The 24,786-nt window shown below is 63.5% G+C and carries 26 protein-coding genes; 13 read left to right on the top strand and 13 right to left on the bottom strand.

What is annotated here, in order from left to right:
• Positions 1 to 78: 78 nt before the first annotated feature.
• Complete coding sequence (locus tag HX818_RS26335) at positions 79 to 843, bottom strand: tetratricopeptide repeat protein (RefSeq protein WP_134326973.1); 765 nt, start codon at positions 841 to 843, stop codon at positions 79 to 81.
• A gap of 48 nt (positions 844 to 891) precedes the next feature.
• On the opposite strand from HX818_RS26335, the gene HX818_RS26330 reads away from it, so the two are divergent.
• The 13 genes from HX818_RS26330 to HX818_RS26270 all read left to right on the top strand — a co-directional run bounded on the left by HX818_RS26330 (position 892) and on the right by HX818_RS26270 (position 9,897).
• Positions 892 to 1,458 (top strand): type III secretion protein, encoded by a 567-nt coding sequence (locus HX818_RS26330; RefSeq protein ID WP_102369493.1) that lies wholly within the window; start codon positions 892 to 894, stop codon positions 1,456 to 1,458.
• 31 nt (positions 1,459 to 1,489) lie between these two features.
• Positions 1,490 to 1,720: a hypothetical protein gene (locus HX818_RS26325; RefSeq protein WP_003208330.1), complete on the top strand. Its 231-nt coding sequence runs from the start codon at positions 1,490 to 1,492 to the stop codon at positions 1,718 to 1,720.
• Between the two features lie 9 nt (positions 1,721 to 1,729).
• The gene (locus HX818_RS26320) at positions 1,730 to 2,167 is read left to right on the top strand and encodes a hypothetical protein (RefSeq protein ID WP_003208328.1); all 438 of its coding nucleotides are present in this window, start codon (positions 1,730 to 1,732) and stop codon (positions 2,165 to 2,167) included.
• Between the two features lie 4 nt (positions 2,168 to 2,171).
• Positions 2,172 to 2,954: a type III secretion system inner membrane ring lipoprotein SctJ gene (sctJ, locus tag HX818_RS26315; RefSeq protein WP_003208326.1), complete on the top strand. Its 783-nt coding sequence runs from the start codon at positions 2,172 to 2,174 to the stop codon at positions 2,952 to 2,954.
• Positions 2,951 to 3,568, top strand: coding sequence for a hypothetical protein (locus HX818_RS26310; RefSeq protein WP_003208324.1), 618 nt, complete (start codon positions 2,951 to 2,953; stop codon positions 3,566 to 3,568). Before sctJ ends, HX818_RS26310 begins: the two co-directional genes overlap by 4 nt.
• Positions 3,561 to 4,139 carry a FliH/SctL family protein gene (locus HX818_RS26305; RefSeq protein ID WP_177009714.1) on the top strand — a complete coding sequence of 193 codons (579 nt, stop codon included), beginning with the start codon at positions 3,561 to 3,563 and terminating at the stop codon, positions 4,137 to 4,139. Before HX818_RS26310 ends, HX818_RS26305 begins: the two co-directional genes overlap by 8 nt.
• Entirely contained in the window at positions 4,136 to 5,458 is a 1,323-nt protein-coding gene (locus HX818_RS26300) for a FliI/YscN family ATPase (RefSeq protein ID WP_177021011.1), read from the top strand. Before HX818_RS26305 ends, HX818_RS26300 begins: the two co-directional genes overlap by 4 nt.
• Before the next feature lie 192 nt (positions 5,459 to 5,650).
• Positions 5,651 to 6,100 (top strand): hypothetical protein, encoded by a 450-nt coding sequence (locus HX818_RS26295; RefSeq protein ID WP_177021010.1) that lies wholly within the window; start codon positions 5,651 to 5,653, stop codon positions 6,098 to 6,100.
• Positions 6,097 to 7,098, top strand: coding sequence for a type III secretion system cytoplasmic ring protein SctQ (gene sctQ, locus HX818_RS26290; RefSeq protein WP_177021009.1), 1,002 nt, complete (start codon positions 6,097 to 6,099; stop codon positions 7,096 to 7,098). Before HX818_RS26295 ends, sctQ begins: the two co-directional genes overlap by 4 nt.
• Positions 7,095 to 7,748, top strand: a complete 654-nt coding sequence (sctR, locus tag HX818_RS26285) for a type III secretion system export apparatus subunit SctR (RefSeq protein ID WP_003208316.1) — start codon at positions 7,095 to 7,097, stop codon at positions 7,746 to 7,748. The genes sctQ and sctR overlap by 4 nt, the downstream gene beginning before the upstream one ends.
• A gap of 10 nt (positions 7,749 to 7,758) precedes the next feature.
• Positions 7,759 to 8,028 carry a type III secretion system export apparatus subunit SctS gene (gene sctS, locus HX818_RS26280; protein WP_003208314.1) on the top strand — a complete coding sequence of 90 codons (270 nt, stop codon included), beginning with the start codon at positions 7,759 to 7,761 and terminating at the stop codon, positions 8,026 to 8,028.
• Positions 8,029 to 8,034: 6 nt separating this feature from the next.
• Positions 8,035 to 8,847, top strand: a complete 813-nt coding sequence (gene sctT / locus HX818_RS26275) for a type III secretion system export apparatus subunit SctT (RefSeq protein ID WP_003208312.1) — start codon at positions 8,035 to 8,037, stop codon at positions 8,845 to 8,847.
• A gap of 3 nt (positions 8,848 to 8,850) precedes the next feature.
• Entirely contained in the window at positions 8,851 to 9,897 is a 1,047-nt protein-coding gene (locus HX818_RS26270; protein ID WP_003208311.1) for an EscU/YscU/HrcU family type III secretion system export apparatus switch protein, read from the top strand.
• Between the two features lie 146 nt (positions 9,898 to 10,043).
• Here HX818_RS26270 and HX818_RS26265 read toward each other — a convergent pair whose 3' ends face one another.
• The 12 genes from HX818_RS26265 to HX818_RS26210 all read right to left on the bottom strand — a co-directional run bounded on the left by HX818_RS26265 (position 10,044) and on the right by HX818_RS26210 (position 24,783).
• The gene (locus tag HX818_RS26265) at positions 10,044 to 13,514 is read right to left on the bottom strand and encodes a hypothetical protein (RefSeq protein WP_177021008.1); all 3,471 of its coding nucleotides are present in this window, start codon (positions 13,512 to 13,514) and stop codon (positions 10,044 to 10,046) included.
• A gap of 106 nt (positions 13,515 to 13,620) precedes the next feature.
• On the bottom strand, positions 13,621 to 14,352 hold the full coding sequence (locus HX818_RS26260; protein WP_177021007.1) for a UTRA domain-containing protein: 732 nt from the start codon (positions 14,350 to 14,352) through the stop codon (positions 13,621 to 13,623).
• An 82-nt stretch (positions 14,353 to 14,434) separates the two neighbouring features.
• Complete coding sequence (locus tag HX818_RS26255) at positions 14,435 to 15,808, bottom strand: LLM class flavin-dependent oxidoreductase (RefSeq protein ID WP_177021006.1); 1,374 nt, start codon at positions 15,806 to 15,808, stop codon at positions 14,435 to 14,437.
• 25 nt (positions 15,809 to 15,833) lie between these two features.
• Positions 15,834 to 16,664: an amino acid ABC transporter permease gene (locus HX818_RS26250; protein ID WP_008433156.1), complete on the bottom strand. Its 831-nt coding sequence runs from the start codon at positions 16,662 to 16,664 to the stop codon at positions 15,834 to 15,836.
• Positions 16,661 to 17,479, bottom strand: coding sequence for an ABC transporter substrate-binding protein (locus HX818_RS26245; protein WP_177021005.1), 819 nt, complete (start codon positions 17,477 to 17,479; stop codon positions 16,661 to 16,663). The genes HX818_RS26250 and HX818_RS26245 overlap by 4 nt, the downstream gene beginning before the upstream one ends.
• 139 nt (positions 17,480 to 17,618) lie before the next feature.
• A complete protein-coding gene (gene pnuC, locus HX818_RS26240) occupies positions 17,619 to 18,200 on the bottom strand; it encodes a nicotinamide riboside transporter PnuC (protein WP_177021004.1) in 582 nt (193 codons plus the stop codon).
• Between the two features lie 15 nt (positions 18,201 to 18,215).
• Positions 18,216 to 19,052, bottom strand: coding sequence for a 5'-nucleotidase, lipoprotein e(P4) family (locus HX818_RS26235; RefSeq protein WP_177021003.1), 837 nt, complete (start codon positions 19,050 to 19,052; stop codon positions 18,216 to 18,218).
• Between the two features lie 12 nt (positions 19,053 to 19,064).
• The gene (locus tag HX818_RS26230) at positions 19,065 to 21,212 is read right to left on the bottom strand and encodes a TonB-dependent siderophore receptor (RefSeq protein WP_102369484.1); all 2,148 of its coding nucleotides are present in this window, start codon (positions 21,210 to 21,212) and stop codon (positions 19,065 to 19,067) included.
• Positions 21,213 to 21,338: 126 nt separating this feature from the next.
• Positions 21,339 to 22,211, bottom strand: a complete 873-nt coding sequence (locus HX818_RS26225) for a sulfurtransferase (protein WP_102369483.1) — start codon at positions 22,209 to 22,211, stop codon at positions 21,339 to 21,341.
• Complete coding sequence (locus HX818_RS26220; RefSeq protein ID WP_177021002.1) at positions 22,208 to 23,326, bottom strand: phosphotransferase; 1,119 nt, start codon at positions 23,324 to 23,326, stop codon at positions 22,208 to 22,210. The genes HX818_RS26225 and HX818_RS26220 overlap by 4 nt, the downstream gene beginning before the upstream one ends.
• Positions 23,323 to 24,243, bottom strand: coding sequence for an ABC transporter substrate-binding protein (locus HX818_RS26215; protein WP_177009725.1), 921 nt, complete (start codon positions 24,241 to 24,243; stop codon positions 23,323 to 23,325). Before HX818_RS26215 ends, HX818_RS26220 begins: the two co-directional genes overlap by 4 nt.
• Before the next feature lie 147 nt (positions 24,244 to 24,390).
• Positions 24,391 to 24,783, bottom strand: coding sequence for a Rid family hydrolase (locus HX818_RS26210; protein WP_003208292.1), 393 nt, complete (start codon positions 24,781 to 24,783; stop codon positions 24,391 to 24,393).
• Between the last annotated feature and the right edge of the window lie 3 nt (positions 24,784 to 24,786).

Genomic DNA, 24,786 nt, shown 5'->3' with positions numbered 1-24,786 from the left:
CCATCGTGGTTGACGGGGCCTGATAGATCAAAATCAAAAGCAGTGCAACAGCAACAGCAAGATCAAAAGCTGTTGGATTTAGTGCGTATCCACCAGCCCCAATTCCCGCGCTTGCGCAATCGGATCGCTGATGGCTTTGATGCGGTTGGCTTCCGTAATCAGGCGTGCGCGCTCAGCCGCCGGAATATCGTCCAGCGGCAAGCTGGCCACCCGTTGTTCGTAACCCGCCAACACCAGCACCAACAACTCATTACGCTGATGCCGTGGCAACGCGCGGGGCGATTGGGTGACGGGGGCGATGGTGTCCAAGGCCTGCTGCGCCTGGCCGCCAAGGGCGTAGGCCAGGGCCAGGTTGCAGCGGCTGTCGAGGTCGTCGGGTTGCAGGCTCAGGCTTTTGGCGAACGCGGTTTGTGCCGCGACGGCCTGGCCGTTCAACACCTGGGCAATGCCCAGTCGGGTGTAGGCGACCGGCGACTGGCTGGCCTCGGCGGCCTGGCCCAGGGCGGTCACGGCGCGTTGGCTTTTGCCAAGGCGCAGTTGCGCGGTGCCCAGTCCCAGCAGGGCGTCGGCGTTGTGCGCCTGGAGGCCGAGGGCCTGTTGGAAGGCGCGCTCGGCACCGACCGCGTCGTTGCCGTCGAGCCGCGCCTGGCCGAGTTTGAGCCACAAGTCGATGCTTGCGCCTGGTTGCTGGGCCGCACGTTCGTACAGCGCCGCCGCGCTGGCGTAGTCGCCGCGTTTGTTCAGGTCGTCGGCCAGCTTCAGCGAGCGGTCGGAATCGCTCGGCGCAGTATTGGAACAGGCAGCCAGCAACAGGCTGCCGGCAAGCAAAAAGTGTTTGGTCATCGTCACAACTCGTTGGGCGAAGGCGGACGTCATGTAAGCATATTTTCCATGGCGCTCCTATGTCTGTCGGTGCTGTTGGGTGCCTCGATCGCCCACGCCGACGAAGAGCCCGAATGGTTCGCCAAACCCTACGCCTATGTGCTGGTGGACCAGGACGTGCGCGCCGCCCTCGAAGAATTCGGCCACAACCTCGATATCCCGCTGGTGCTCTCCGACAAGGTCCGCGGCAAGGCCCGCAGCACCGTGCGTGCAGCCACCGCCGGGGAGTTTTTGCAGACGCTGTGCAGCACCAATGGCCTGACCTGGTATTTCGACGGCAACCTGCTGTACCTCAATGCCAGCGATGAAATCACCACCAGGCTGTTCAAGGCCAACGCCCTGAACCTGGATCAGTTGCAGGCCTATCTGAACAACCTCGATGTGTTCGGCCAGCAGTTGTCGATGCGTAACGGCCCCGAGGGCGATGAAGTCTTCGTCTCCGGGCCGCCGCCGTACCTGGCGCTGGTCCAGCAGCATGTGGATCACCTGCAGCCCAAGGCCGCCGCGCCGGTGGTGGCGCGCGAGCACGGCGTGCGGGTGTTTCGCGGCGCCCAGGTGAGCACTGAAACCCCTTGATTCACCCCAACCCCAGTAAAGGAGCATGACCATGTCCGTAACCGCCGTAGACAGCAACCTCGCCCCCGGTGGCGCCAGCCCTGAAGCCAAGTTCAACGCCGCGGTGGACAACGCCAAGAGCGCCGATAAACCGGAGATGACCGACGCCGAATTCACCGATGCCCTGATCACCCAGGCGGTCACCATCGGCGGCCAATTCATCATCATGCCCAAGGCCCAGGAAATGCTGAATGACGCCATGTCCGATGACGACGAAGAGTAGGGCGCACCCATGACCATCAGTCTCGCTGCCAGCGCCACGGCCTTGCCGCCGTCCGCCGGCGCGGGGCCCGCCGGGGCCTCGCAGAATCTGTTCGAGCACATGGCCAATACGGCCAAGGGCATGCCCGAGGGCGCCAGCCCCCATCAGATCGGCTCGGGGCTGATGGAGCGCCTGAACAGTTTTATCGACCGCTCCCGGACCTTTTCCGAGCGCGCCGATTTGCTCACCAATAACCCCTCGGCGCCGCCGCAAGTGGCCGCTGCGGATATCCGCACCTCGGGTGCCTCGCCCACCGCAGAACCGGGCAAGAAAGTCGCCGAGCAGCAGGTCGACCAGATCGTCCATTCACTGGGCAAGATGTTCGACTACTCCATCGAAACCCAGATGGTGGTGCGCGGTGCGACGCAGATTTCCGGTTCCGCCAACACGCTGCTCAAGGGTCAATAACGCCATGCCAAGCCCGAATCGTGCCCTGCGCCTGCTGCTGATCGGCGTGCTCGCCAGCCTCTTGCAGGCCTGCGACATGGACCTCTACACCAACCTCAGCGAGCGCGACGCCAACGCCATGGTCGCGGTGCTGCTGCGCGACGGCATCCCGGCGACGCGCAAGGTGCAGGACAACGGCCAGTTGAAAGTGGTGGTCGACGAACAGCGCTTCGCCGAGGCCATGACCCTGCTGGACAACGCCGGCCTGCCGCAGCAGAGCTTTTCCAACATGGGCGAGGTGTTCAAGGGCAATGGCCTGGTGTCGTCGCCGGTGCAGGAGCGGGCGCAGATGATCTATGCCTTGAGCGAAGAACTGTCCCACTCGGTGTCGCAGATCGACGGCATCGTCTCGGCGCGGGTGCACGTGGTGCTGCCGGACAATGACCTGCTCAAGCGGGTGATTTCGCCGTCGTCGGCCTCGGTGCTGGTGCGCTACGACCCGGGCACCGACATCAACACGCTGATTCCGCAGATCAAGACCCTGGTGGCCAACGGCATTTCCGGCCTGAGCTATGACGGTGTGTCGGTGACGGCGATCAAGGCCGCGGTGTCCATCAGCCAGAACCCGGCGCAACCGCGACTCGCGCGTTTCATGGGCCTGTGGCTGTTGGAAGACAACCTCAACCAGGCGCGGTTGCTGTTTGGTGGCTTGCTGTTGCTCGCCCTCGGCGCGGGTGGTGTGTTGGCCCGCCAGCAATGGGCGCGGCGCCAGGCCCAGGCGTTGTATGTGCTCAAGGAGGGTGAATGAGCCTGGTTGAGCGTTGGCAGGGGCTGATCGCCCAGCCGTTGCAGTTTGTGCGCGAGCAAAGCCTTGGCGAGTGTTTTGGCGAAGGCCTGCCGGTCGAGGTGCTGCAAGCCCTGCATGGGCAGCCGCGTTTTCGCTCGCGGCTGGAGCAACTGCTGGCCAGCCATTATCAGCTGGCGCCGCTGGCGCATCTGGTCACGCCGCCCGCCGCTGATTTGCCGGTGCTGCTGCTGAGCCCGGCGCAATTTGCGCGCCTGCCCAGGCTGTGTGGTGCGATCTGGCATGGCTCGACCCTGAGCCGGGAGATCCGCCGCGAAGTGGTCAATGAATTGCGCGAGGGCCTTGGCCAGGAAGCCTTTGCCCTGGCCCTCGCGCACCGGCAGTTGGGCGGCGCGGCCGACCTGCTGCGCGAGCCCGCCGAGTTGATCGACGCCATCGACCGCGATGGCCTCACCTGTGTCGCCGCCTGGCTGCAAGCCCAGCCTGCCGAGTTGCAAGGCTGGCTGCCCCTGCGGTTTGTCGCACCCAAGGGCTACAGCGGGCGCTTGCCCCGCGACCTGGAGATCGTCCAGACCGTCGCCGCCCGGTTACTCGCCGAGGAGCTTGCCCATGAGTGAATTACCCAGCCGTCCGGCCGCGCGGATTTTGCGCGCCGATGAAGCGGCGTTATGGACCGATGGCTTTGCCTTTGTGCAAGCCGCCAGGGCGCACGCCGAGCAGATCAAGGCCGACAGCGACCAATGGCTGCACACCGCCCGCGCCGAAGGTTTTGAAAGTGCGCGCCGCGAAGGTGCCGAACAGGTTGCACAGTTGCTGCTGGAAACCCAGGCCCAGGTCCAGCATTACCTGGCCGGGCTTGAGGCGTCGCTGGCGGACCTGGCCCTGGGCATCGTGCGTGAAGTACTCGGCGAACTGGACGACACCGACCGCGTGGTGCGTTGTACACGCCAGGCCCTGAGCGCGTTTCGCCAGGGCCAGGCCTTGACGTTGTGGGTGCCGCCCGCCGACGTGAATGCCCTGCGCCCACAGTTACTCAAGGACGGCATCGCCGTGGAGGCCGATGCGCAACTGGGCGCCGGCCAGGCCCGCCTGAGCAGCCCGGCGGGTTCGGTTGAGCTGGGGCTGGAGGCGCAACTGCAAAGCCTGCGCCGCAGCCTGTTGCCCTTTGCCGAAGAGGGCGTGGCATGAACCTCGATCAACTGCTGCCGCGCCTGACCGAGCGGCTGTCCCAGGCCCGCTTGCGTCCGATGCAGGGCACGGTGCTGAGCATTCGCGGGGTGTTGCTGCGGGCCAGCGTGGCGGGCGCGAGCATCGGTGAGCTGTGCCACCTGCGCGACCCGGTCAGTGGTCGCAGCCTCAGCGCCGAAGTGATCGGTTTTGATGGCGACGAAGCGATCCTGTCGCCCATCGGTTCCATGGAAGGCCTGTCGACCCGCACGCAAATCATTGCCACCGGCGAAAGCCTGGGTGTGGCCGTGGGCGATGCGCAATTGGGGCGAGTGATCAGCCCCATGGGCGAGTTTCTCGACGGAGACGGTGTACCGCCAACCCTGAACCTGCAGACCTACCCCTTGCATGCCGAGCCACCGGCCCCGTTCTCCCGGCAATTGATCGTGCGCTCCATGGCGTTGGGCATCCGCTCCATCGACGGCTTGCTGACCCTCGCCCAGGGCCAGCGCATGGGCATCTTCGGCGAGCCCGGTGTGGGTAAATCCTCCTTGTTGGCGAGCATCATCCGCAACAGCGAGGCCGATGTGATTGTCATCGGTTTGATCGGCGAGCGGGGCAGGGAAGTGCGCGAACTGCTGGACGTGCAACTGGACGCCACGGCCCGCGCACGCACCGTTGCTGTCGTCGCCACCTCCGACCGCCCGGCCGCCGAGCGGGTGCGCGCGGCATTTGTCGCCACCACCCTGGCCGAGTACCACCGCGACCAGGGCCGCAATGTACTGCTGTTGATGGACAGCCTCACGCGGTTCGCCCGCGCCCAGCGCGAAATCGGCCTGGCCGTGGGTGAACCGCCGACCCGCCGCGGTTATCCGCCGTCGTTTTTTGCCACCTTGCCCAAGTTGCTCGAGCGCGCCGGCCCGGGCCCTGCCGGCAGCATCACCGCGCTGTACACCGTGCTCACCGAAGGCGACGCCGCCAGCGATCCGGTGGCGGAGGAAGCGCGTTCGATCCTCGACGGGCATATCGCCCTCAGCGCCGAACTGGCGCAGCGCAACTATTTCCCGGCGGTGGACGTGCTGCGCAGCCGCAGCCGCTTGATGGAGCAGGTCGCCGGTGACGAACACAAGCGCCTGGCGATGCGCATCCGTGAATTGATGGCGCGCTACGGCGAGATCGAAATGCTGATCCGCGTCGGCGAGTACTCCGCCGGCAGCGACCCGCTGGCCGACGAAGCGATCACCCGCCATGGGGCAATCGAAGCCTTCCTGCGCCAGAACGCCGACGAACCCAGCAGCCCCGAACACACCTTGATCCGCATGCGCCAGGTGCTGGCATGAGCCCGAAAGCGCAGCAAGCTCCAGTGTGGGAGCTGTCGAGCTTCAGCGAGGCTGCGATGGCGTCAGCACAGCCAACATCAATGTTGCCTGACCCACCGCTATCGCAGCCTCGCCGGGGCTCGACAGCTCCCACATTCGATCTTCATGCACTCAGTGAGTGCGCTGTTGGTATGACGATGGAGAAAAGAACCGATGAAGACTGAACAACTGCGCACCCTGCAAACCCTGCGGGTGCTGCGCGAACAGCGGGCGGCGAGCCAGTTGGCGGCGCAACAGCAACGCTGCGCGCAAACCCACGGCGCCTTGACCGACGCCAAGGAACAACTGCGCCTGCACCGTGAGGCCGTTGCCCATGAAGCCGGCGAGATTTACGCTTCCCTCACCGAAGGCCTGTCGGTGGCCAGTTGGCAGGCCGCCCAGGATCGCCTGCGGGGCTTGGCCGACGATGAGCAGGTGCTTGAAGGCGACGTCAGCCACGTGTCCAGTACCCTGCAAACCCAGGAGCGCGAGCGTGAGCTGTTTCGCCAGGAGCGCCTGAGCCGCCAGCGCCAGTCCGATGCCTGGCAAAGCCTGCTGGACGGGCGTGAAAGCAGCGAACGGGTGGCCGGCGAGCTGCGTGAAGAACAAGGAATCGGCACATGATCGTGGCCCTTGCCGACCCGTTGGCGCCCTGGCTTGAGCACTACGACCCGGCGCTGCTCACGCTGCATAACCAATTGCACCGCCGGCGCCATGCGTGGCAGGGCCGCTGCGCCGGGCAGGATCTGAGCGTCGCCTGGGCCGCCGATCCCCAGCCGCTGAAAACACCCCGGGATGTGTTGCTGTTGCTTGGCCAGTCACCGGTGCGCTTGCGACTCTCGGCTGCCGCCCTGGAACACGTACTGGTGCCGCTGGCGTTGCAGTTCGACGCGCAAGTGCTGCCGGCATTACCGCGTTCGCTGCTGCTGGAACTGGCCGTGCTGGACCTGATCGAGCGCCTCGAACCGTTGCTCGGCCACCCCGTGCAACTGCTCGAAACCAGTGACGACCTGCGGCCTTATGCAGTGCATCTGGCACTGACATTGACCTTCGGCAACCACCCGCCAATGGCCGCCCAACTGGACTTGAGTGAAAGCGCTGCAGTGCTGGTGGGCCAGTTGCTGGAGCAGCACGGCCAGATCGACGCCGACCCGTTGCCGGCGCTGCGCCACACGCTGTCGGTAGTGGCCGGGCGGCAATGGTTGAGCCTCGGCGAGCTGCGCAGCCTGCAGCCCGGCGATGTGCTGATGCTCGAACCCGGCAGCGGCTGGCTGCTGGACCTTGAGGGCCGCCTGCAAGCCCGCTGCCAGCGCGACGGCTCGTCGCTGCAGGTGCAGGAACCTCTGAACACGCCCCTTTTGGACATGGAGAACACAATGACTGACGTCGATGCCGCCGCGGCCCTGGACGATTTGCCCCTCAAGCTGGTGTGCCAGGTCGGCAGCCTGGAACTGACCCTGGCGCAACTGCGGGAACTGGGGGCGGGCAGCCTGCTGCAACTGAATACGCCGACCGTGGATGGCGTCGACCTGATGGTCAACGGCCGTCGCGTCGGCCAGGGCCAACTGGTGAAAATCGGTGACGGCCTGGGCGTGCGCCTGCTGAGTTTCGCCACCCCATGACCGGTTATCAGCCGAACCTGATCGAGATCATCCTGGTGGTTGCCACCATCGGGTTGATCCCGTTGGCGGTGGTGACCCTCACCGGCTTCATGAAAATCTCGGTGGTGCTGTTCCTGATCCGCAACGCCCTGGGCGTGCAGCAGACGCCGCCGAACCTGGTGCTGTACGGCATCGCGCTGATTCTCTCGGTGTACGTCACCACGCCGTTGATTGGCGACATGTACCGCCAGGTAGAGGGCCGCGACCTGAATATCGAGCACGTCGAGCAACTCAAGGACCTCGGCGACGCCCTGCGCCCGCCGCTACAGGCGCACCTGGCACGGTTTGCCAACGAGTCCGAGCGCGGCTTTTTTGTGCAGGCCACCGAGACCATCTGGTCGCCGGAAGCCCGTGCCGACCTGCGGGATGACGACCTCGTGGTGCTGATCCCGGCGTTTGTCAGTTCGGAGCTGACCCGGGCCTTCGAGATCGGGTTCCTGTTGTACATCCCGTTCCTGGTGGTGGACTTGCTGGTGTCCAACGTGCTGATGGCGATGGGCATGTCGATGGTCTCGCCGAACCTGATTTCGATCCCGCTGAAAATCTTCCTGTTCGTGTCATTGAGCGGCTGGTCGCGCCTGATGCACGGTTTGATTCTGAGTTACGGCTGAGGCACGACCCATGGGCCAGGACGTTTTCCTGTCATTGATGAAACAGGCACTGATGACCGTGCTGATGCTCTCCGCGCCTGCGCTGGGGGTGGCGATCATCGTGGGTTTGAGCGTGGGCCTGTTCCAGGCGCTGACCCAGATCCAGGACCAGACCCTGCCCCAGGTGGTGAAGCTGGTGGCGGTATTGTTGACTATCGTGTTTCTCGGCCCGGTGCTGGCCGGGCAAGTGGCGGAACTCGGCAGCCAGGTGCTGGACAATTTTCCCTTGTGGACGCGCTGACCGCCCATGGATGCCAGCCTTACCGCACAGTTTCTCGAAGTCGCCTACCCGGTGATCAGCTCGGCCTCGCTGGCGGCCTGCCGGGCCATGGGCGTGGTGGTGATCACCCCGGCGTTCAACCGCCTCGGGCTCACCGGAATGATTCGCGGCTGCGTGGCCGTGGCGATTTCGATCCCGATGTTCATGCCGGTGTTCGACGCCATGACCTCGATGCCCAACCACGGCAGCCTGTTTATCGCCGGGTTGCTGATCAAGGAATTCCTGATCGGTATCCTGATCGGCCTGTTGTTCGGCATTCCGTTCTGGGCGGCGGAAGTGGCGGGGGAGTTGATCGACCTGCAGCGCGGTTCGACCATGGCGCAACTGGTGGACCCGTTGTCCACCGGGGAGTCGAGTGTGATGTCCACCTTGCTGACGGTGATGTTGATCACGCTGTTCTTCATGTCCGGCGGTTTTATCCTGATGGTCGACGGTTATTACCACAGCTACCAGCTGTGGCCGGTGACCGCGTTTACCCCGGTGTTTGCCAGCTCGGCGTTGCTGGCGGTGCTGTCGATTCTCGACCAGATCATGCGGGTCGGGGTGCTGATGGTGTCGCCGCTGATCATCTCGCTGCTGGTCACTGATTTGATGCTGGCGTACCTGTCGCGGATGGCGCCGAACCTGCATATTTTCGACCTGTCGTTGCCGGTGAAAAATCTGTTTTTCTCGATCCTGATGGTGATCTACATCGGCTTCCTGATTCCGTTGATGCTGGACCAGTTGGCGGAATTTCGCGGCACGGTGGAGCTGCTGAAAACCCTCGCGGGCATGGAGTAGCGCATGGGCGATACCAGCGAAGAGAAGTCCCAGCCGGCCACGGATAAAAAACTCAAGGACGCGCGAAAGAAAGGCCAGGTCGCCAAGAGCCAGGACCTGGTCTCGGGCATGGTCATCCTGTTCTGCACCCTGTGCATTTCCATCCTCGCGCCCCGGGCCCAGGCCCAGGTCACGGCGCTGATCGACCTCACTGCGCAGATCTACATCGAACCCTTCGCCACGGTTTGGCCACGGGTGCTGGACCATGCCGAGCAACTGGTGATCGGCATTACCCTGCCGGTGATGGCGGTGACCACCGGGGTGGTGATCCTGACCAATATCATTACCATGCGTGGCTTTGTGTTTTCCGTGGAGCCGATCAAGCCGGAGTTCAAGCGTATCAACCCGGCGGAAGGCTTCAAGAAGCTGTTTGCCCTACGCAACTTTGTGGAATTCATCAAGGGCCTGATCAAGGTGCATGTGCTGGCCGTGGCGTTCTACGTGGTGGGGCGGCATGCGTTGCAAGCGTTGATGGAGTCGTCGCGGTGTGGCGCGGGGTGTATCGAGTCGACGTTTTTCCTGGTGCTCAAGCCGCTGGTGTTTACCGTACTCGCGGCCTTCATCCTGGTGGGCGGGGTGGATGTGTTGATGCAACGCTGGCTGTTCGGCCGCGACATGAAAATGACCCGCAGCGAGACCAAGCGCGAGCGCAAGGACATTGACGGCGACCCGTTGATCAAGAGCGAACGGCGGCGCCAGCGCCAGGAGATGCAGGCGCTGGCCACCAAGCTGGGGTTGGGCCGGGCGTCGATGATGATCGGCACCACCGATGGCTGGGTGATAGGCGTGCGTTATGTGCGTGGTGAAACGCCGGTGCCGGTGGTGGTGTGCCGCGCTTCGCCGGAGGAAGCGTTGGGGATGTTGCAGGAGGCGTTTGATTTAGGGATACCGCAAGCGCCGGACAAGGGCTTGGCGGAAGCGATTGCGCGCAAGACGGTGCCGGGGGATCCGGTGCCGGATGCTTCGTTCCAGGCGGTGGCGGACTGGTTGGTGGCGGCGCGGTTGATCTGACGATCTTGAGCCGAACACCGATCAAAATGTGGGAGCGGGCTTGCTCGCGAAGGCGGTGTTTCAGTCACTGAAAATGTTGACTGACCCACCGCCTTCGCGAGCAAGCCCGCTCCCACATGGGTTCTGCCGGGTGTCAGTACGTTCAGTTATGGCTTGTCCACATCATGGTACTCACCCCCATACCCATCCCCCACCCGCCAGATAATGTCGTGGTTCTCATTGGTCCATTCCGACGGTTTCAGCGAGTACTTGTAGTCCTCTGAGTTACGGTTATTCCCGTCCCCGATAAAGTCCGGGTGGTCCCGCCGATGGTCGCCCCCGCGGATACTCGACCGCGCATCCCACTCTTCCTTGCGGAAATCAAAAATGCTCTGGTCCTGCGGCGCATCCCGCTGGCCCCAGTCGGACAGGTAGGTCTGCAACCACACGTACGCTTCATCCCCGTTGGGCTTGAGCAGCCCGTCCTGCTTGAAGTCCTGGATCTGGTCCCAGTTCTGCATCGAGATCTTGTGCAGCTTGTGGGACTGCACCGTGCTCAAGATCGCCCCGACAAACGACAACGCGCCGGAGATCAAGAAACCCACCGGTCCCAGGAACGGAATGATCCGCCCGGTCACCCCCAGCGTGCCCAGCACGCCGCCGGCCGCGCCCACCAGGCTGCTGACTCCACCGGCCATCGACAGTGAGCCCGAGGCGATTTTCACCGGGTCTTTCTCGCGCACACCATCACGCAAGGTAAACGCCGCCTGCACCACACTGATCACGCCGCCTGCCACGTCGGTGGCCATGCCGATCACCTTGATCGCGCTGCTGGCGAACTTCGCGCCAAAACCGGCCTCGGCCACGCCGCCGCGGCTGGCAATGCCTTTTTCAATGCCTTCCTGGATCTTCGCCGCACCTTCGTCGCTCCAGCCGCCGCTGTTGAGGGCCTTGCCCACGTCCTTGCCGTCGTCCATGGCCTGGTCGACGATGTCGAAGTACTTTTTCTGCACCGCCTCGGCGTCCTTGGGCAGCGCGTGGTACCCCTCGCCGGGCTTGGCCCACAGGTCGGGCAGGGAACGGTCGAAGCCCATCAGCTTGTAGGCATTGGTGCCGCGCAACTTGTCGTAGACCTTCAGGCCCAGCGTGGCGAAGTGCGAGCCGGTGCCGAGGAAGCCGAGGAAGTCGTTGGCGATGCCCAGGCGTTTCATCGGCGTATCCGCCAGCTTGCCGCCTTGTCCGGCGAGTTGGTAGACGATACGGCCCATGCCGATCGCGCCGCCCACTGAGCCGAGTACGCCGTTGTCCTTGAGGAAGTTGAGGTTCTTCACGAACGAACTGCGGTTCTCTTCGCTGAGGCCCGGCATGATCTCCTTGCTCACGGCCTTGTCGATGTCGCTGAAGCTGATCACGCCGTTTTTCTGCCAGGTGTCGCCGAGGGAAATCATCGCCTTGCCGAAATCGGCGGCGGCGTTTTTGTCCTTGAGCAGTTGGTCGACGAACTTCGAATACACACCCAGCGCCTGGCGCGGCAGGCCGTCGGCACTGCCCTTGAGCATCGACAGGATTGCCATGGTGTTGTCGGTGGTGGCCAGGGCGGTGTTGTCGTCGGAGATCTTGGTGGGATCGTCCATCAGCTTTTCAACGGCATCGGTGTAGCCGTCGATCTGCAGGTTTTGCAGGAAGTTGTCGGCCTTGGCCGGGTCGATATCGGCCAGGGCGGTGTAGGCGGTCTGGATTTCCTGGGTGGCCAGTTCGGTCTTGCCGCTGTCCTGCAGGGACTTGATGTACTGGGTGAAGTTCTCCGAGGAGGTGCTGTCGATCAGGCGCTGCCTGGTCTCATCGACCTTCGCCTGGCCGCCGTCGACCTTGCTCAGGGCTGCGTCGTGGTTGGCCTTGATGTCGTGCTGGATGGTCGAGTCGCCGAGCAGGTCGTTGATGGTCTGGTCGATGGCCTTGGTGTCGAAAATGTTGTCGCGTACATCCCGCGAGGTCACGTCGATGGGCGTGGTGGCGATGCCCTGGTTGCCGAAGCCGTGCTCGGGAATGATCGACATGCCATTGTCGGCCATGCTCCTGGCTTCCACCGCCCGCAGGAACTTGGCGCGAGGGTCGTCCTTGCCGATGCTGCCGTCTTTGACCCCGGCGCGGTAGCTGTCCACCAGGGTTTTCATCGACAGGTCCTGCACCGACAGCGGGTTGCCGCTGTCATCTTTCTCGGTGGTGGTCAGGTTGTCGACGGAGACGTCCTTGAGGGGCGGCAGGCCGTTGTCGGTGCGCAGCTTGTCGACGTCGGTGGTTTGCGCGGCGATGTCGCTGCGGTAGCTGGAAATCTGCTCGAACATCTGTGGATTGCTGTCTTCCGACACCACGATTTTCTCTTCGCTGCCCCCCGGCTTGTGCTGGGTGAAGGCGATCAGGCCCGGGCCATAATCACCGGCGCCGCCGACGCTCATGATGTCTTCGGTGGAGGCCAGGTAAGCGTCCGGGGCGGCGAGGGTGTAGCCGTCGCCCTTGGCCTTTTCGATGCCGGCCAGGGTTTGGCCCTTGCTGGTGTAGGCGGCGAAGGCTTCGGGGGTGATGTCCTTGGACACCACCAGCAGTTTACCGTCGGCCTGGTTGACCACCAGGATGCCGTCCATGGGCGCGTCGACCTTGCTGATGTCGCCCAGCTTCAGGCTGGCCTCGTCCTTGCGCAGCAGTTCCTGGCCGGGCAGGGACTGGGCGTTCTTGATGTAGTCGAAGGCCTGCGAGCCTTCGCTGGCGTGCACGGCGTGGAGGAAGCTGTAGAAGGTGCCGCCCGCATTGGGGTTGGGGTTGCCGAGGTCGGCGCCGGGCTGCGGCAGGTCGGCTTCGGACTTGCTGATCGCGTACTTGTGGCCCTGGTGTTCGAACAGGATCACCCCTGCGTTGCTGTCTTCGGACACCACTTTCAACTGGCTGAAATCGAGGTCGCCCGGCAGGCTGGTGACTTCTTCATAACCTTTGGATTTGCCGTCATTGAGGGCTTCCTTGGTCACCCCGGCCTGGGTGTAGGTGCTGAACGCCTGGGGCGTGAGCAATTCGGAAATGACCAGAGTCTTGCCGTTTTCAAGGCTGACCTTGAGGATGCCGTCTTCAGCCTTGCCCACGGATTTGATGTTGGCCAGGCGCACGCCGTCGCCGTCTTCGCGCAGCAGTTGCTGGTCGGGGTTCTTCAGGCTTTCGACGATGGCCTTGCCGGCCGGGGTGCCCTGGGTTTCGGCCAGGGTCTGGAGGAAGGTGTACAGCGGGGTACCTTCGTCGGGCCCGCCCTGGTTGACCGGGGCTACGGCATGGCCGAAGCGCAGGTTCTTCAATACGTCGAAGCCGTCCTGGGCGTTGGCCGCACCCTCGGCGCTGATCTTGTATTTGGCGCCGTCCTGTTCGAAGTAGGTCACCCCGGCGTCCTTGTCTTCGGAAATGACCTTGAGCTTGTCGATGTCGAGTTTGGCCGGGAGGGCGGTGACTTCCTTGTAGTCCTCGGGCTTGAGGGTTTTGTCGCCCGGCCCGGTGCTGGCAAGGATTTTGGCTTTGTTCAGGACGGCGTCGAAAACCCGCTCGGGAGCGTTGGGTTGATCGACGCGGGGCGACGCGGATTTTTCGGGGCGGGTGATCATCGGTTCAGTCCATGTGAGGGGCGCACGAGGACTCGATAGTAGGGGCTGCAAGCGAGTGAAAACGGGTTCGTTGGCAACAAGTCACAAGCTTTCACAGGTGTGAAATTCACGTCCCGGGGTAGCGCGTCTCCATCACGACGGACAATGCATCCGGACGCCAGAATTCCTGGTCGAACTCCACCGGCTGGTCATCCTCGCCGAAGTTCAAGCGTTCCAGATACACGCTGGTGGAACCGGTGGACAATTGCAGCAACTCGGCCTGTTCTTCATTCACCGTGCCAATGTGCATCTCCAGCTCACACCGCGACAGCACCCGGGAAAACCGCTCCCGCAGCAGTTGGGTCAGCGAGGTATTCAAGTCGGCGTCCAGCAGCCCAGGGCACCAGCTGGCCAGCAGCGCGTTGAACTCCAGCAACACCGGCCGCCGGTCGATCCAGCGCCGCCGTTGCAGGAAAAACATCGGCTCATCCGCCGACGCGAGGCCCATCCGCCTGGCCAGCCAATCGCCTGCCGGGCGCAACTGCGCGTGCAGGCATTCGGTGCGCGGCGTGCGGCCCTGGGCATTTACGTAATCCATGAAGCCGCTGATGCGTGTTGGGTCATAGCGGATGCGCCGGGGGCTGACAAACCAGCCGCGACGGTTTTCCCGGTACACCAGGCCCTCGGCTTCCAGTTGCTGCAAGGCCTGGCGCAAGGTGACCCGGGTGCAGCCGAAGCGCTCGATCATCTCCCGTTCGGACGGGAATTTCTCATCCGCCTGCGGCACACCCGCCGCGATATCGTGGGCGATCTGTTCGCGAATGCGCTGGTAGTGCGGTGAAATCGGGTCGAAAGGCATCCTGGGGTTCCGTGTGCAGGCCTGGCGTGGGCGTGACTCTACCGTTCCTGTTGGCGCAGGTCACGCAGTGCCCACCAGCACCTTACTCAAAGCGGAACGAAGCCCCATGGGCCGAGGTTGGCAAGCGGTCACTGCCGTCGGCGCTGAGCCGCGAACGCAGGGTGCCGGTCTGCGGCGTGGTGCGATACAGCCCACGTTTTTGCAGGGCCGGGATCACCAGTTCGACAAAGTCATTCAGCGAGCCGGGGCTGATCAACGGGTTGAGCATGTAGCCGCTGGTGCCGGAGATTCTGGCGTGTTCCTCGATTTTTCCCGCCACCTGCTCCGGCGTGCCCACCAGGATCAGGTCGCTGCCCCGCGTCACGTTGGCGAAGCGTTGCTTGACCTCGCCGGCGGTCAGCGGTTTACCGCTGCCATCGGGTCTCATCACGTAGGAGGTCATGCCTTCGGTGTGAGTGGACAGTGCTTCGCTGTCTGCGTAGCGGCTGATATCGATACCGGTGTCGCCCGCGTAGCTCACCAACTGCGCCTGCAGGTGATAGTTGCTTTGCAGGGTCTCGTATTTCTTTTGTGCTTCGATGGCGGTGGGGGCCGTGATGATGCGCAACACGGTCAGGGATTTGACGTCTTGCTGCCTGCGCCCGCGGGCCTCGGCCTGGCGCCAGATATCTTCCAGCCCCTGGCGTATCTCCAGCGGGTTGGATTTGGCGATAAACACCAGCTCTGCATGTTTGGCCGCGAACTGCCGGCCACGGCCCGACCAACCCGCCTGGATCAGCAGCGGAGTGCGTTGCGGTGAGGGGGACGTGAGGTGCGGGCCGGCCACCCGGTAATGGTCGCCGGCATGCTGGATCGGTCGAACACGCGTGCCATCGGCATAGGTGCGTGCGAGTTTGTCGGCGAGCACCGCGTCATCGGCCCAGCTGCCTTCCCAGAGCTTGTACACCACGTCGAGAAACTCTTCGGCGCGTTCGTAGCGGTCGTCGTGCTTGATCATCTGCTCCAGGCCGAAGTTGCGTGCGGCGCTGGACAGGTAAGAGGTGACGATGTTCCAGCCGATACGCCCATCGGACAAGTGGTCCAGGGTGCTGAAGCGCCGGGCGTGGGTGAATGGGTGTTCATAGGTGGTGCTGACCGTGACGCCAAAGGCGAGCTTTTCGGTCAGGGCCACCAGTGCGGGAATGATCGTCAGCGGGTCGTTGGCCGGCGCTTCCACCGCCCATTTCAACGCCGCCGCTTCGGACCCGCCAAACACATCGTAGAAGCCCAGCACATCGCCGAAGAACATCAGGTCGAGGTTGGCTTCATCTGCCGTGCGGGCCAGGTTCGACCAGTACTTGAGGGTGTTGATGCCCAGGCGTTCATCCGCCGGGTGGGTCCACAGGCTGGGCGCGCCGCCGCAGCCGACACTGGCTTGTTCGTACAGGCCGAATAACAACGGGGTTGGATCAGACATGGTGCTTCCTGCAGGTAAAAAGCGGTTATCGCCCGTGAAGGTAGGCCTTGCCGTAGTGCCGCTCCAGGCGTGCCTGTATCAGTTCCAGGCCAATGGAGAGCAGCCAGTAGATGACGGCAGCGGTGGTGAGCATTTCGATATAGCGGTATGAGGAGCGCCCGTAGGACTGCGCGAGGAACATCACTTCCCAGACGCCCATGACCGAGACCAGCGATGAGTCCTTGAGCATCGAAATGAACTGGCTGGTGGTCGGTGGAATGATGGTGCGCATCGCCTGGGGCAGCACGATCTGCCAGAACGTCACCGCCGGGCCCATACCCAGCGCCGCCGCTGCATTCCGCTGGCCCTGGGACACTCCGATGATGCCGGCGCGAAAGATCTCGCTCAGGTATGCCCCGTAGTTCAACGACAGTGCAATGATCCCGGCGCTGATGGCGCCCGGCACTACGCCCAACTGGGGCAGGCCGAGGTAGATCAGCAAAATCTGGATCAGCAGCGGCGTGCCGCGAAAGAACGAGGCGTAAAAACTGGCAATCCCGAACGCCACCGCGCTGTTCGACAAGCGCGCCATGGCCGTCGCAAACCCCAGGGCCAGGGACAGCCAGATCGAGCAGAAACACAGGAACAGCGTCAGCGCCGCACCCTGCAGAAAGCCGTTGGGCGACAGGTGCAGGCCCACCAGGTTTTGCCACTTGGCCGCGACGATCGCAAACTTCAGGTCGAAGCTCATGAACAGCCCGGCGAACAGGCACAGCATCACGCCCCAGGTCAGCCACAGGCGCACCTGGAAGGGCAACCACTGGTGTTTGACGGGCGGCGGTTTCACCACAGAGGTCGGGGTGGGGAAAACGCTCATTGGGTGATGTCTGCGCCAATCCATTTCTGGGAGATCTTCGTCAGCGTGCCGTCGCTTTTAAGGTCGGCCAGCACTTGGGTCAGCCTCGCGTCCCATTGGGGGTCGCCTTTTTCGGTGGCGACCACGTTGGGCTCGCTGTAAAGCTGTTTGCCGACGACCTTGAAGCGTGGGTCATGCTTGATTCGCTCATTGGCGGTCACCAGGTTGGTGAGCATTGCGTCCAAGCGTTTGCCGGTGCCGAGCGCCAAGTCCTGGAAGGCCACGATTTCATTGTCGTAAGGCACGGCTTGAATCTGGCTGAACGGGTATTCGATTGGCGTGTTGGCGCCATCGATCACCAAGTCTTTGTTCAGGTAGGCCTCGTAGGTCGAGGCGCTGCCCACGCCGACTTTTTTCCCGGAAAGGTCACTGGCCGAGTGGATGGAAGATTCATCGGCGTTGACCACGATGACCGCCGGTGAGGCGTAATACTCGACAGGAAAATTGAACACTTGCCCACGGGCGGCACTTGGGGTCATGGAGCAGATGCACACGTCATAACGCCCTTGCCAGCGGCCTGCTGCGATTACTTCCCAAGAGGGTGTTTCCAACTTCAGGGTGACGCCAAGTTTGTCGGCCACGGCCTTGGCCACGTCGACGTCGAAGCCATCCAGCTGGTTTTGTTCATTGAGAAAAGAGAAGGGCGGATAGTTCTCCATCAGCACGCCAACCAACTGTTTGGATTGCGTGATGCGATCCAGCGTTGCCCCGGCGAACACCGCCGGGCTGGCCACTAACAGGGCCAGGCCCAAGGTCACGACAGTACGTAAATTCATAAATATACCCATGGGATTTTTTATATTTAAACGCGATAAGGGCTTTATGTTTAATGATTTTATGTACTGTAATGCGTTGTTTTAGTTATATGTTTTCCCAACTGTTGGCCTGGCAACAGTTGGGAAACAAACATCGTGTTCAAGCAACTGAAAGTTGCTGTTCCTGTTGGCGCAGGTCACGCTGCCACGACACCAGCCCATACGCCGCCAGCACCACAAACCCGGCATACAGCGCAGCGGTCAGTTGCAGGTCCTTGTACACAAACAGCCCCACGTAGACCGTATCCAGCACGATCCACAGCCACCAGCTCACCACACACTTGCGCGCCGCCCACAGGCTGGCCACCAGGCTGAAAGCGGTGAGCAGCGAGTCGAGCCACGGCAGTGCGGCATCGGTGAAGTGGTGCATGGCGGCGCCCAGCAGCAGCGCGCCGATCACCCCGGCGAGCAGGTGCCGCCATGCTTCCTGGACCGGCAGCCGTTCCACCCGCACCTTGCCCGCGTCGATGCGCCCGGTGCTCCAGCGCCACCAGCCGTAGCCCTGCAACACAGCGAAGACCAGTTGCAGGAGCATGTCGGAATACAGCTTCACGTCGAAGAAGATCCAGCCGTACAGCAACACCGCGACCACGCTGACCGGCCAGCACCAGCGCACCCGTCGGGCGGTGAGCCACACCCCGGCAATATTGAAGATCACAGCGACTATTTCCAGCGGCGTCATACGGTCCCCTCAGGGTCAGTTTTGCAGGTGCAGCGCCTGTTGCTTGAGCTGGCGCTTGCGTTCAAAGGGCAGTTTTTCCTGGTCGCCATACGGCGCGCTGTACCAGTTGCCGTAAGTCGGGTTGGGCAGCACGAACCAGCGCTGGCCGAGCCAGCCCAGGTAGGGTTCGGCGGCCTTGCGCTGGGCGTCCAGGGTGTTGTGTTCGGCCTGCACGAAATCCCCCAGGGAATCACCCGCCAGGATCAGCACGCGGGCGTGTTGGGCGACCCATTGGCGTCGGCAGTTCTTGCCGTAGCCGGCGTGTTCGCAGCCGCCAATGGGCGTGCCGGCAGCCAGTACCTGCTGCTCGCTTTCCACCGGAAAGCCCCGCAGGCGCAGGTTGTTGACGGTGGCCTGGACCTGGCTTTGCTCGCGGTTGGTGATGTAGTACACCGTGATGCCTTTGTGTTTGGCGGCCTGCAGGAACGTCACGGCGCCCGGCAGCGCCTGGGCCTTGGCCTGGTCGACCCAGGTGTTCCAGCGGTCGTAGGAGTAGACTTGGTTGTTGACGACGTCCCGGGCATTCAGCGGGATGTTGTCGAGCACGGTCTCGTCGATGTCGACGATCACCGCTGGCGGCAGCCCGGCCAGATTGCGCGGTGGCAAGGGCAGGGCGTCCCAGTCCGGGGTCTTGAGGGCCACGTCCAGTTGGCGAGTGGCGTTGGCGAACACCTGGCGGTAGATCAGCTCGTGCTCGATGGAGGTCTGGGTCCACAGCACCGCATCCAGCTGGTCGTTGGCGGGCGGTTGCTGCTGGCAGCCGACGAGGGCGGTGGAGAGCAGGCACACACTGGCAAAAATCAGATTACGCATGAACAGTCAGCCTCAAAAATTGACGGTGGCGGATAACCGCGCGGTGCGTGGCGCGCCGAGGAACAGGTAGCCATCGCCCGCCGATTCACCCACATCGCGCCAGTAGCGTTTGTCGAACAGGTTGTCGACGGTCAGGCGCAGCACAGTATCGTAATCACCGACTTTGGTGCTGTAGCGTCCGCCGACATCGAACACCGCGTAGTCGTCGACCTTCACGCTGGCCTCGCGGTTCGCGTACTTGCTGCCGCTGTATTGCACGCCGCCGAGCAGGGCCAGGCCCTTGATTCCGGGAATGCTGTAGTCGCCGTGCAGGCTGGCGCGCAGCTTGGGCACGTTGATCGCCTGGTGGCCGTCGTAGTCGTCGGTACCGCTGCCGCTCACCCGGGCGCGAATCGCCGCCACGCTGGCGGACACTTGCAGGTTGTCGGTCACCCGACCATTGGCCGAAAGCTCCAGGCCGACGTTCTTCTGCTGGCCCTGCTGTACGAAGGTGATGCTGCCGTCATCGTTGGGCCGGTTGTATTGCAGGTCCTGGGTGATCTGGAACAGCGCGGCGGTCAGGCTCAGGCGCTGGAAGTCACGCTTGATCCCCACTTCCAGCTGGCGCGAGGTGGTCGGCGGCAATACCTCATCGGCGTTGCTGCTGAACCATGCCGCGGTGCCGCCCAGGGACAGGCCCTTGCTGTAGCTGGCGTACAGGGTGGTGTCCGGGCGCGGCTTGTAGATCAGCGCCACCTGGGGCAGGAATACGCTGCGCTGGGTATGGCGGGTGGTGTCGCCGGCCTGGTCGTAGGTTTCTTCGTCGAGGCGCACCTGGCGCCCGCCGAGAATGGTTTGCCACTGCTCGTTGAAGCTGATGCGGTCGCTGGCGAACAGCCCGTATTGGCGGCTGTCCAGGCGCCGGTAGGTATGGCCCAGCGGCCCCTCGTAGGGGTCAAGCACCGGCGGCTTTTCGTAGATATTGCCCTCGCCGATGTATTCGTTGACCGATTCACGCCGGTCCACCAGGCGGCGGAAGGCAGTGGTGCCGAAGGTCAGGTCATGCTTGAGAAAACCGGTGTCGAACTGGCCGTTGAGGGCGGCCTGGGCTTCTTCGTTGCTGCGGGTGTCATCGGGGCTGCGGTAGTCCGAGATGTCGTAGTCGCCCTCGGCGCTGAAGTGGTTGGGCACTGCGGTGTTGGCGCAACTGGCGGCGCCGTAGCAACCCCAGGCGAAGGTGCTGTAGTCGTCGATCACCACGCGGCTGCGGGAGGCGCTGAAGCTGGCTTTCCAGGCCTCGTTGAAGCGGTATTCGAACAGGCCGTCGAGGTTCAGCGACTTGATGCCCACCGGGTTCGACCAGCTCTGGTAGCCCAGCAGATCCCGTGGCGACACGTTGTGGGGCACGGTGGTGCCGCCGAGCAATTGGTATCCGGGCACCGAGCGTTGCTCGCGGTTCTGGTATTCGGCGTTCAGTTGCAGCAGGGCGTTGGGGCTGATGTTCCAGTCGAGGGCCAGGGAGGCAAAATCCCGCTGGCCGTCGGCGTGGTCGACGTAGGAACGGATGTCTTCGTGGGCCAGGTTGACCCGCACCCCCACCTGCTGCTCGGCACCGAGCCAGCCGCCGACGTCGGTGGCCAGGTAGCGCTCGCCGTGTTCGTTGGTGGAGACAGTCACCGAGCGCACGTTCTCCGGGCGTTTGCTTACGTAGTTGATCAAGCCGCCGGGTTCGGACACGCCGCTTTGCAGCCCGGACAAGCCCTTGAGCACTTCCACTTGCTGCTTGTTTTCCAGTGCGACGTTCTGTTCGCCAGTGATGGTGCGACCGTTGATCTTGTAGCTGCTGGCCGGGTTCAACGAGAAACCGCGCACCACGAAATTCTCGTAGTAACCCACCGGCGCATAGCTGTCGCCGACCGAGGCGTCATTCTTCAATACTTCACTGAGCAGGCGGGCTTGCTGGTCTTTCAGGCGAGCCTCGGTGATCACCGCCACCGAGGCCGGGGTGTCCAGCAGCGGGGCGTTATCGAAGCCGGCGACAGCGGCCTTTTTCGCCTGGTAGTCGGTGGCCTGTTCACCGACTACGGTGACGGTGTCCAGGGTCGCGTCCTGGGCGTGGGCGGCCGTGGCGGCGAGGGTGATGCTCAGGGCGAGCAGGGTGTGACGGTACGGTGTTGCCATAAAAGGAGCGCTCCAAGGGCCTGCCCGCTGGCGCCTCGCGCTTTATTGGGCGCAAAGGGGCCCTGCGCTGCGCAACGGACGGGTTGCCAGTACGAAATTAAAAAGCCGGGGTCGCCGCAAAGGGCGTCAGGCCGGAGCTGCTCCGGTAGTCATTGGTAAGCGTGCGTCGGCGGCCCATTCCTGCAGCGAGCCGTCGTAGAGTGCGAGGTCCTGGCGACCCAGCAGGGTCAGGGCCAGGGCGTTGGCCGCCGCGGAAATTCCGCCGCCGCAGTACAGAATCAATGGACCGTCGCTGTGCAGCAGCGTGGGTCCGATAGCCACGGCCAGGGCGTCCTTGGGCAGGTAGCGACCCTGTGCATCAAACAGCGTGCGTGCCGGCAGGTTGTGGCTGCCGGGAATGTGCCCGCGCCGGGCGTAGCGGGTGGCTGCGGTGCCGTCGAACAAGGCGCTGCCCAACGCGCAGACGAGTACGCCGGGTGCTTGTCCTGCGGCCACCGCCTCAACGCCTGCGCGGTCGATCCACAGTGGTGCGTAGGTGCTGATCGGCCAGGGTTCGACGACGGGTGTGTTTGCAGGCTGCCCGCTGTGCTGCGGTAACCCCGCCCGTTGCCAGGCGTTGAAACCACCGTCCAGCACGCCGGCGTGAATGCCCAGCCCGCGCAGCATCCACCACAGGCGTGCGGCCCAGAAACCGTCGGCGCGATCGTAGATCACCACGTTGCTGCCGACGCCTGCACCCAGATTCGCCAGTGCCTGAATCAGGGCTTGTGGTGTTGGCAGGGCGAAGCTGTAGCTCGCTTGAACGTCGGCCAGATCGGTCAGCAAGTCGGCATGCCGTGCGCCGGGGATATGTGCGTGCAGCCAACCGGCATGACCGCTGGCGACCCGGTAATCACCGTCAAAACGCGGGGACGGCAGGACGACGGTGGCGTCCAGTATCACCAGCCCGGGCTCCCCGAGGTGGGCATGCAGCCAATCGGTATCGACCAGGATACTCATACGGATTTTCGCCGCAGGTGGTTGAGCAATCGTTGCCCCTGGGCACCGGCAAACCACTGCAGATGGCCCAGCAGGTAGGCGTGATAGGCCACGTCGGCACTGCGGGTGGAACCCACTACGCCTTGGTAGTACGCGATTTCGGACAGGGCAAAATCCACATGCACCAACGGCAGCAGGGCGCTCAGGGTGAGCAGGTCCTGGGCGCTCAATGGCCGGCCCCGGTGATAGCCGGTGAGCAATGCGTCGACGCTGTCGAGGTCCGCTGCTGCCAGGCCACCGCTGTCCAGGTCCAGCCAGGGCACGGCGTTGCGTTCGATGGCGGTCGCCAGGTCGTAGAGGGCGAAGGTGCGGTCGGCGAGGCCGAAGTCCAGCACGCTGGCGACGTTGCCGTCTGCATGCCACAGCAGGTTCGAGGCGTGCCAGTCGTTATGGGTCCAGAGCGCCGGTTGTTGGTGCAGCAAGGGTTGCAGGGGCGCGTGCCAGGGCAACAGCAGCTCGGTCAGCCGTGTGTGCCAATCCTTGTCGGCGAGGTACTCGGTCAGCGCCGGGGTATTGGCGATCGCGGCCAGTGGCGCGGGTTGTTCGATCACCCGGGCGTTGGCCAGCAGTACTTCTGTTTGACGGCGGGGTGCGCTGTAGTGCTCGGCTGCGAGGTGCAATCGAGCCAGCGCCACACCCGCCGCCTGCGCATGTTGAGTGCTTTGGAAGGGCGACCACGACAGCGCATCGCGGTACAGGTCAAGGCCCTCGGCGACATGGTGAATCTCGTAGGTCCATTCACCTTGCGTCGTGGCCGTTGCACCGTGGCGGTTCGGCACCACTGCGGCAACCGGTGCGCCGTGGCGATGCAGGTGGGCGATCAGGCGGTGTTCTTCTTCCAGCCATGCGGCTTGGCGCACGTGTCGGTGATGCCGTTTGACGAACAGGGTGGCGCTGCCGGTATTGATCAGCCCGGCAGCGGAGAACGGTCGCGGGCTGTGCCAATGCAAACTGCGCAGTTGACCCAGTTGCGGGTACTCGTGCAGCAACTGTTGGATATCTGCTTCGTGCAGCGCTGGCCAGTCGGCAGCTACCGGATCAAGCCCCAGGCCATGGGCGGTGCGTTGTGGATTCATGCCGTCGCCCCGGGCAGATAGGCGTTGCTGGTTGCCCCTTGCCACACCTGCGGATTGTCGAGCACCGCGTGCTCGTGCAGCCACTCGGCATAAGGTTTCAGCAGCGCCTGGCGTTGCTCGCCCCAACGACCGTCATGCAGCCAGGTCGGAGCGATTTTGTGCAGGGATGCGCTGAGCAATTCCGCCGGGAAATACGGTGTGGTGTGCTCATAGGCCGCCAGCGCGATGGCTGGCTCTTCGGCCACGGCGAGATAGCCACGGGCGGTGGCCGCGAGGAAATCACGCACCAACCCGGGCTGCTCGGCGAGGGTTTGTTCGTGGGCGCCCAACAGGTAGCTGTGATACGCCGGTGCGCCAATCTGATCCACCGGCAACACCACCCGGCGTTCCGCTTCGATGGGGCTGTGCATCAACGCTTCCCAGGCCCAGTAGCCGCCGAAGCTGGCATCGGCGATGCCTTCGGCCAACTGTTCGGGCCGCAACTCACGTACGCCGCTGTCCACCAGGATCACGCCATCAGGGTCGCCACCGTCGTTGCTCACCAGGTGACGCACCATCGCCAAACCCCGTGGCGTGGGGTTGAGCGCCAGGCGCTTGCCCACCAGGTCTCGTGGGCGGCGGATGCCGGAGTCGGTCAGGGTTTGAATCGACTCAAGGCCCGCATGATTGATCGCCGCGATGCCTTGCAGGGCTTGCCCCTGGCCGCGCCGGACCAGCAGGCGGTTGCTGGGGAAAATGCCGAAGTCCGCCGCGCCGGTCAGCAGGTGCTCAAGGGTGTCGCCACGGTAGGGGTCGTGCACCACCAACTCCACATCCAGGCCCAGCTCGGCGAACCAGCCGCGTTCCCGCGCCAGGTACAAACCCGCCGAATTCGGCCAGGGATGAAAGTACTCCAGCATTACCTTTACCGACACCATCGCTTGCTTCTCCAGCCTGCAGTCTTTTGATGGGGGCGATTTATAAGGGAGCAATCTGGTATATACCAATATCGTTTATTGCTATGGATATAACCGGGACCAAAAAAAACCGCGGCCCAAGCCGCGGTTTTTTACTCATCGCCTGGGTCAATCGGCAACGATGGCGTACGTTTCGATTTCGACTTTCTGCCAGGGGCGCAGCATCGAATCCACCTGAATCAGGCTGCTGGCCGGGCGAATGGCGTCGAACACCTCGCTGTGTGCCTTGGCGACGGAGGCGGCATCGTTGATATCCCGCAGGTAGACCACGGTGCGCACTACGTCTTCAGGGCCCATGCCCGCCTCGGCCAACACCTTGTTGACGGTGACGAGAATGGCCTGGGCCTGTTCGTAAGCATTGCTGTGTTCGTAATCGGGTGAGGCGCAGGTGCCGGAGATGTGCAGGTGGTTGCCAACGCGAACGGCGCGGGAATAACCGAACACGTTTTCGTACTGACCGCCCGAGGAAATAGTTTGCCGCGCTGTGGTTTTACTGGTCATGGT

The organism is Pseudomonas sp. F9001, assembly GCF_013385435.1.
In the GTDB taxonomy this organism is placed as follows: Bacteria; Pseudomonadota; Gammaproteobacteria; order Pseudomonadales; family Pseudomonadaceae; genus Aquipseudomonas.
Note: the sequence above shows the minus strand (reverse complement) of the source record. Positions and strands in the feature narration are given on the sequence as shown.

Excerpts from the sequence above, each read along its gene's own strand:
- HX818_RS26335 (WP_134326973.1), bottom strand. The coding sequence starts at position 843 with ATGACCAAACACTTTTTGCTTGCCGGCAGCCTGTTGCTGGCTGCCTGT.
- HX818_RS26330 (WP_102369493.1), top strand. The coding sequence starts at position 892 with ATGGCGCTCCTATGTCTGTCGGTGCTGTTGGGTGCCTCGATCGCCCAC.
- HX818_RS26325 (WP_003208330.1), top strand. The coding sequence starts at position 1,490 with ATGTCCGTAACCGCCGTAGACAGCAACCTCGCCCCCGGTGGCGCCAGC.
- HX818_RS26320 (WP_003208328.1), top strand. The coding sequence starts at position 1,730 with ATGACCATCAGTCTCGCTGCCAGCGCCACGGCCTTGCCGCCGTCCGCC.
- sctJ (WP_003208326.1), top strand. The coding sequence starts at position 2,172 with ATGCCAAGCCCGAATCGTGCCCTGCGCCTGCTGCTGATCGGCGTGCTC.
- HX818_RS26310 (WP_003208324.1), top strand. The coding sequence starts at position 2,951 with ATGAGCCTGGTTGAGCGTTGGCAGGGGCTGATCGCCCAGCCGTTGCAG.
- HX818_RS26305 (WP_177009714.1), top strand. The coding sequence starts at position 3,561 with ATGAGTGAATTACCCAGCCGTCCGGCCGCGCGGATTTTGCGCGCCGAT.
- HX818_RS26300 (WP_177021011.1), top strand. The coding sequence starts at position 4,136 with ATGAACCTCGATCAACTGCTGCCGCGCCTGACCGAGCGGCTGTCCCAG.
- HX818_RS26295 (WP_177021010.1), top strand. The coding sequence starts at position 5,651 with ATGAAGACTGAACAACTGCGCACCCTGCAAACCCTGCGGGTGCTGCGC.
- sctQ (WP_177021009.1), top strand. The coding sequence starts at position 6,097 with ATGATCGTGGCCCTTGCCGACCCGTTGGCGCCCTGGCTTGAGCACTAC.
- sctR (WP_003208316.1), top strand. The coding sequence starts at position 7,095 with ATGACCGGTTATCAGCCGAACCTGATCGAGATCATCCTGGTGGTTGCC.
- sctS (WP_003208314.1), top strand. The coding sequence starts at position 7,759 with ATGGGCCAGGACGTTTTCCTGTCATTGATGAAACAGGCACTGATGACC.
- sctT (WP_003208312.1), top strand. The coding sequence starts at position 8,035 with ATGGATGCCAGCCTTACCGCACAGTTTCTCGAAGTCGCCTACCCGGTG.
- HX818_RS26270 (WP_003208311.1), top strand. The coding sequence starts at position 8,851 with ATGGGCGATACCAGCGAAGAGAAGTCCCAGCCGGCCACGGATAAAAAA.
- HX818_RS26265 (WP_177021008.1), bottom strand. The coding sequence starts at position 13,514 with ATGATCACCCGCCCCGAAAAATCCGCGTCGCCCCGCGTCGATCAACCC.
- HX818_RS26260 (WP_177021007.1), bottom strand. The coding sequence starts at position 14,352 with ATGCCTTTCGACCCGATTTCACCGCACTACCAGCGCATTCGCGAACAG.
- HX818_RS26255 (WP_177021006.1), bottom strand. The coding sequence starts at position 15,808 with ATGTCTGATCCAACCCCGTTGTTATTCGGCCTGTACGAACAAGCCAGT.
- HX818_RS26250 (WP_008433156.1), bottom strand. The coding sequence starts at position 16,664 with ATGAGCGTTTTCCCCACCCCGACCTCTGTGGTGAAACCGCCGCCCGTC.
- HX818_RS26245 (WP_177021005.1), bottom strand. The coding sequence starts at position 17,479 with ATGAATTTACGTACTGTCGTGACCTTGGGCCTGGCCCTGTTAGTGGCC.
- pnuC (WP_177021004.1), bottom strand. The coding sequence starts at position 18,200 with ATGACGCCGCTGGAAATAGTCGCTGTGATCTTCAATATTGCCGGGGTG.
- HX818_RS26235 (WP_177021003.1), bottom strand. The coding sequence starts at position 19,052 with ATGCGTAATCTGATTTTTGCCAGTGTGTGCCTGCTCTCCACCGCCCTC.
- HX818_RS26230 (WP_102369484.1), bottom strand. The coding sequence starts at position 21,212 with ATGGCAACACCGTACCGTCACACCCTGCTCGCCCTGAGCATCACCCTC.
- HX818_RS26225 (WP_102369483.1), bottom strand. The coding sequence starts at position 22,211 with ATGAGTATCCTGGTCGATACCGATTGGCTGCATGCCCACCTCGGGGAG.
- HX818_RS26220 (WP_177021002.1), bottom strand. The coding sequence starts at position 23,326 with ATGAATCCACAACGCACCGCCCATGGCCTGGGGCTTGATCCGGTAGCT.
- HX818_RS26215 (WP_177009725.1), bottom strand. The coding sequence starts at position 24,243 with ATGGTGTCGGTAAAGGTAATGCTGGAGTACTTTCATCCCTGGCCGAAT.
- HX818_RS26210 (WP_003208292.1), bottom strand. The coding sequence starts at position 24,783 with ATGACCAGTAAAACCACAGCGCGGCAAACTATTTCCTCGGGCGGTCAG.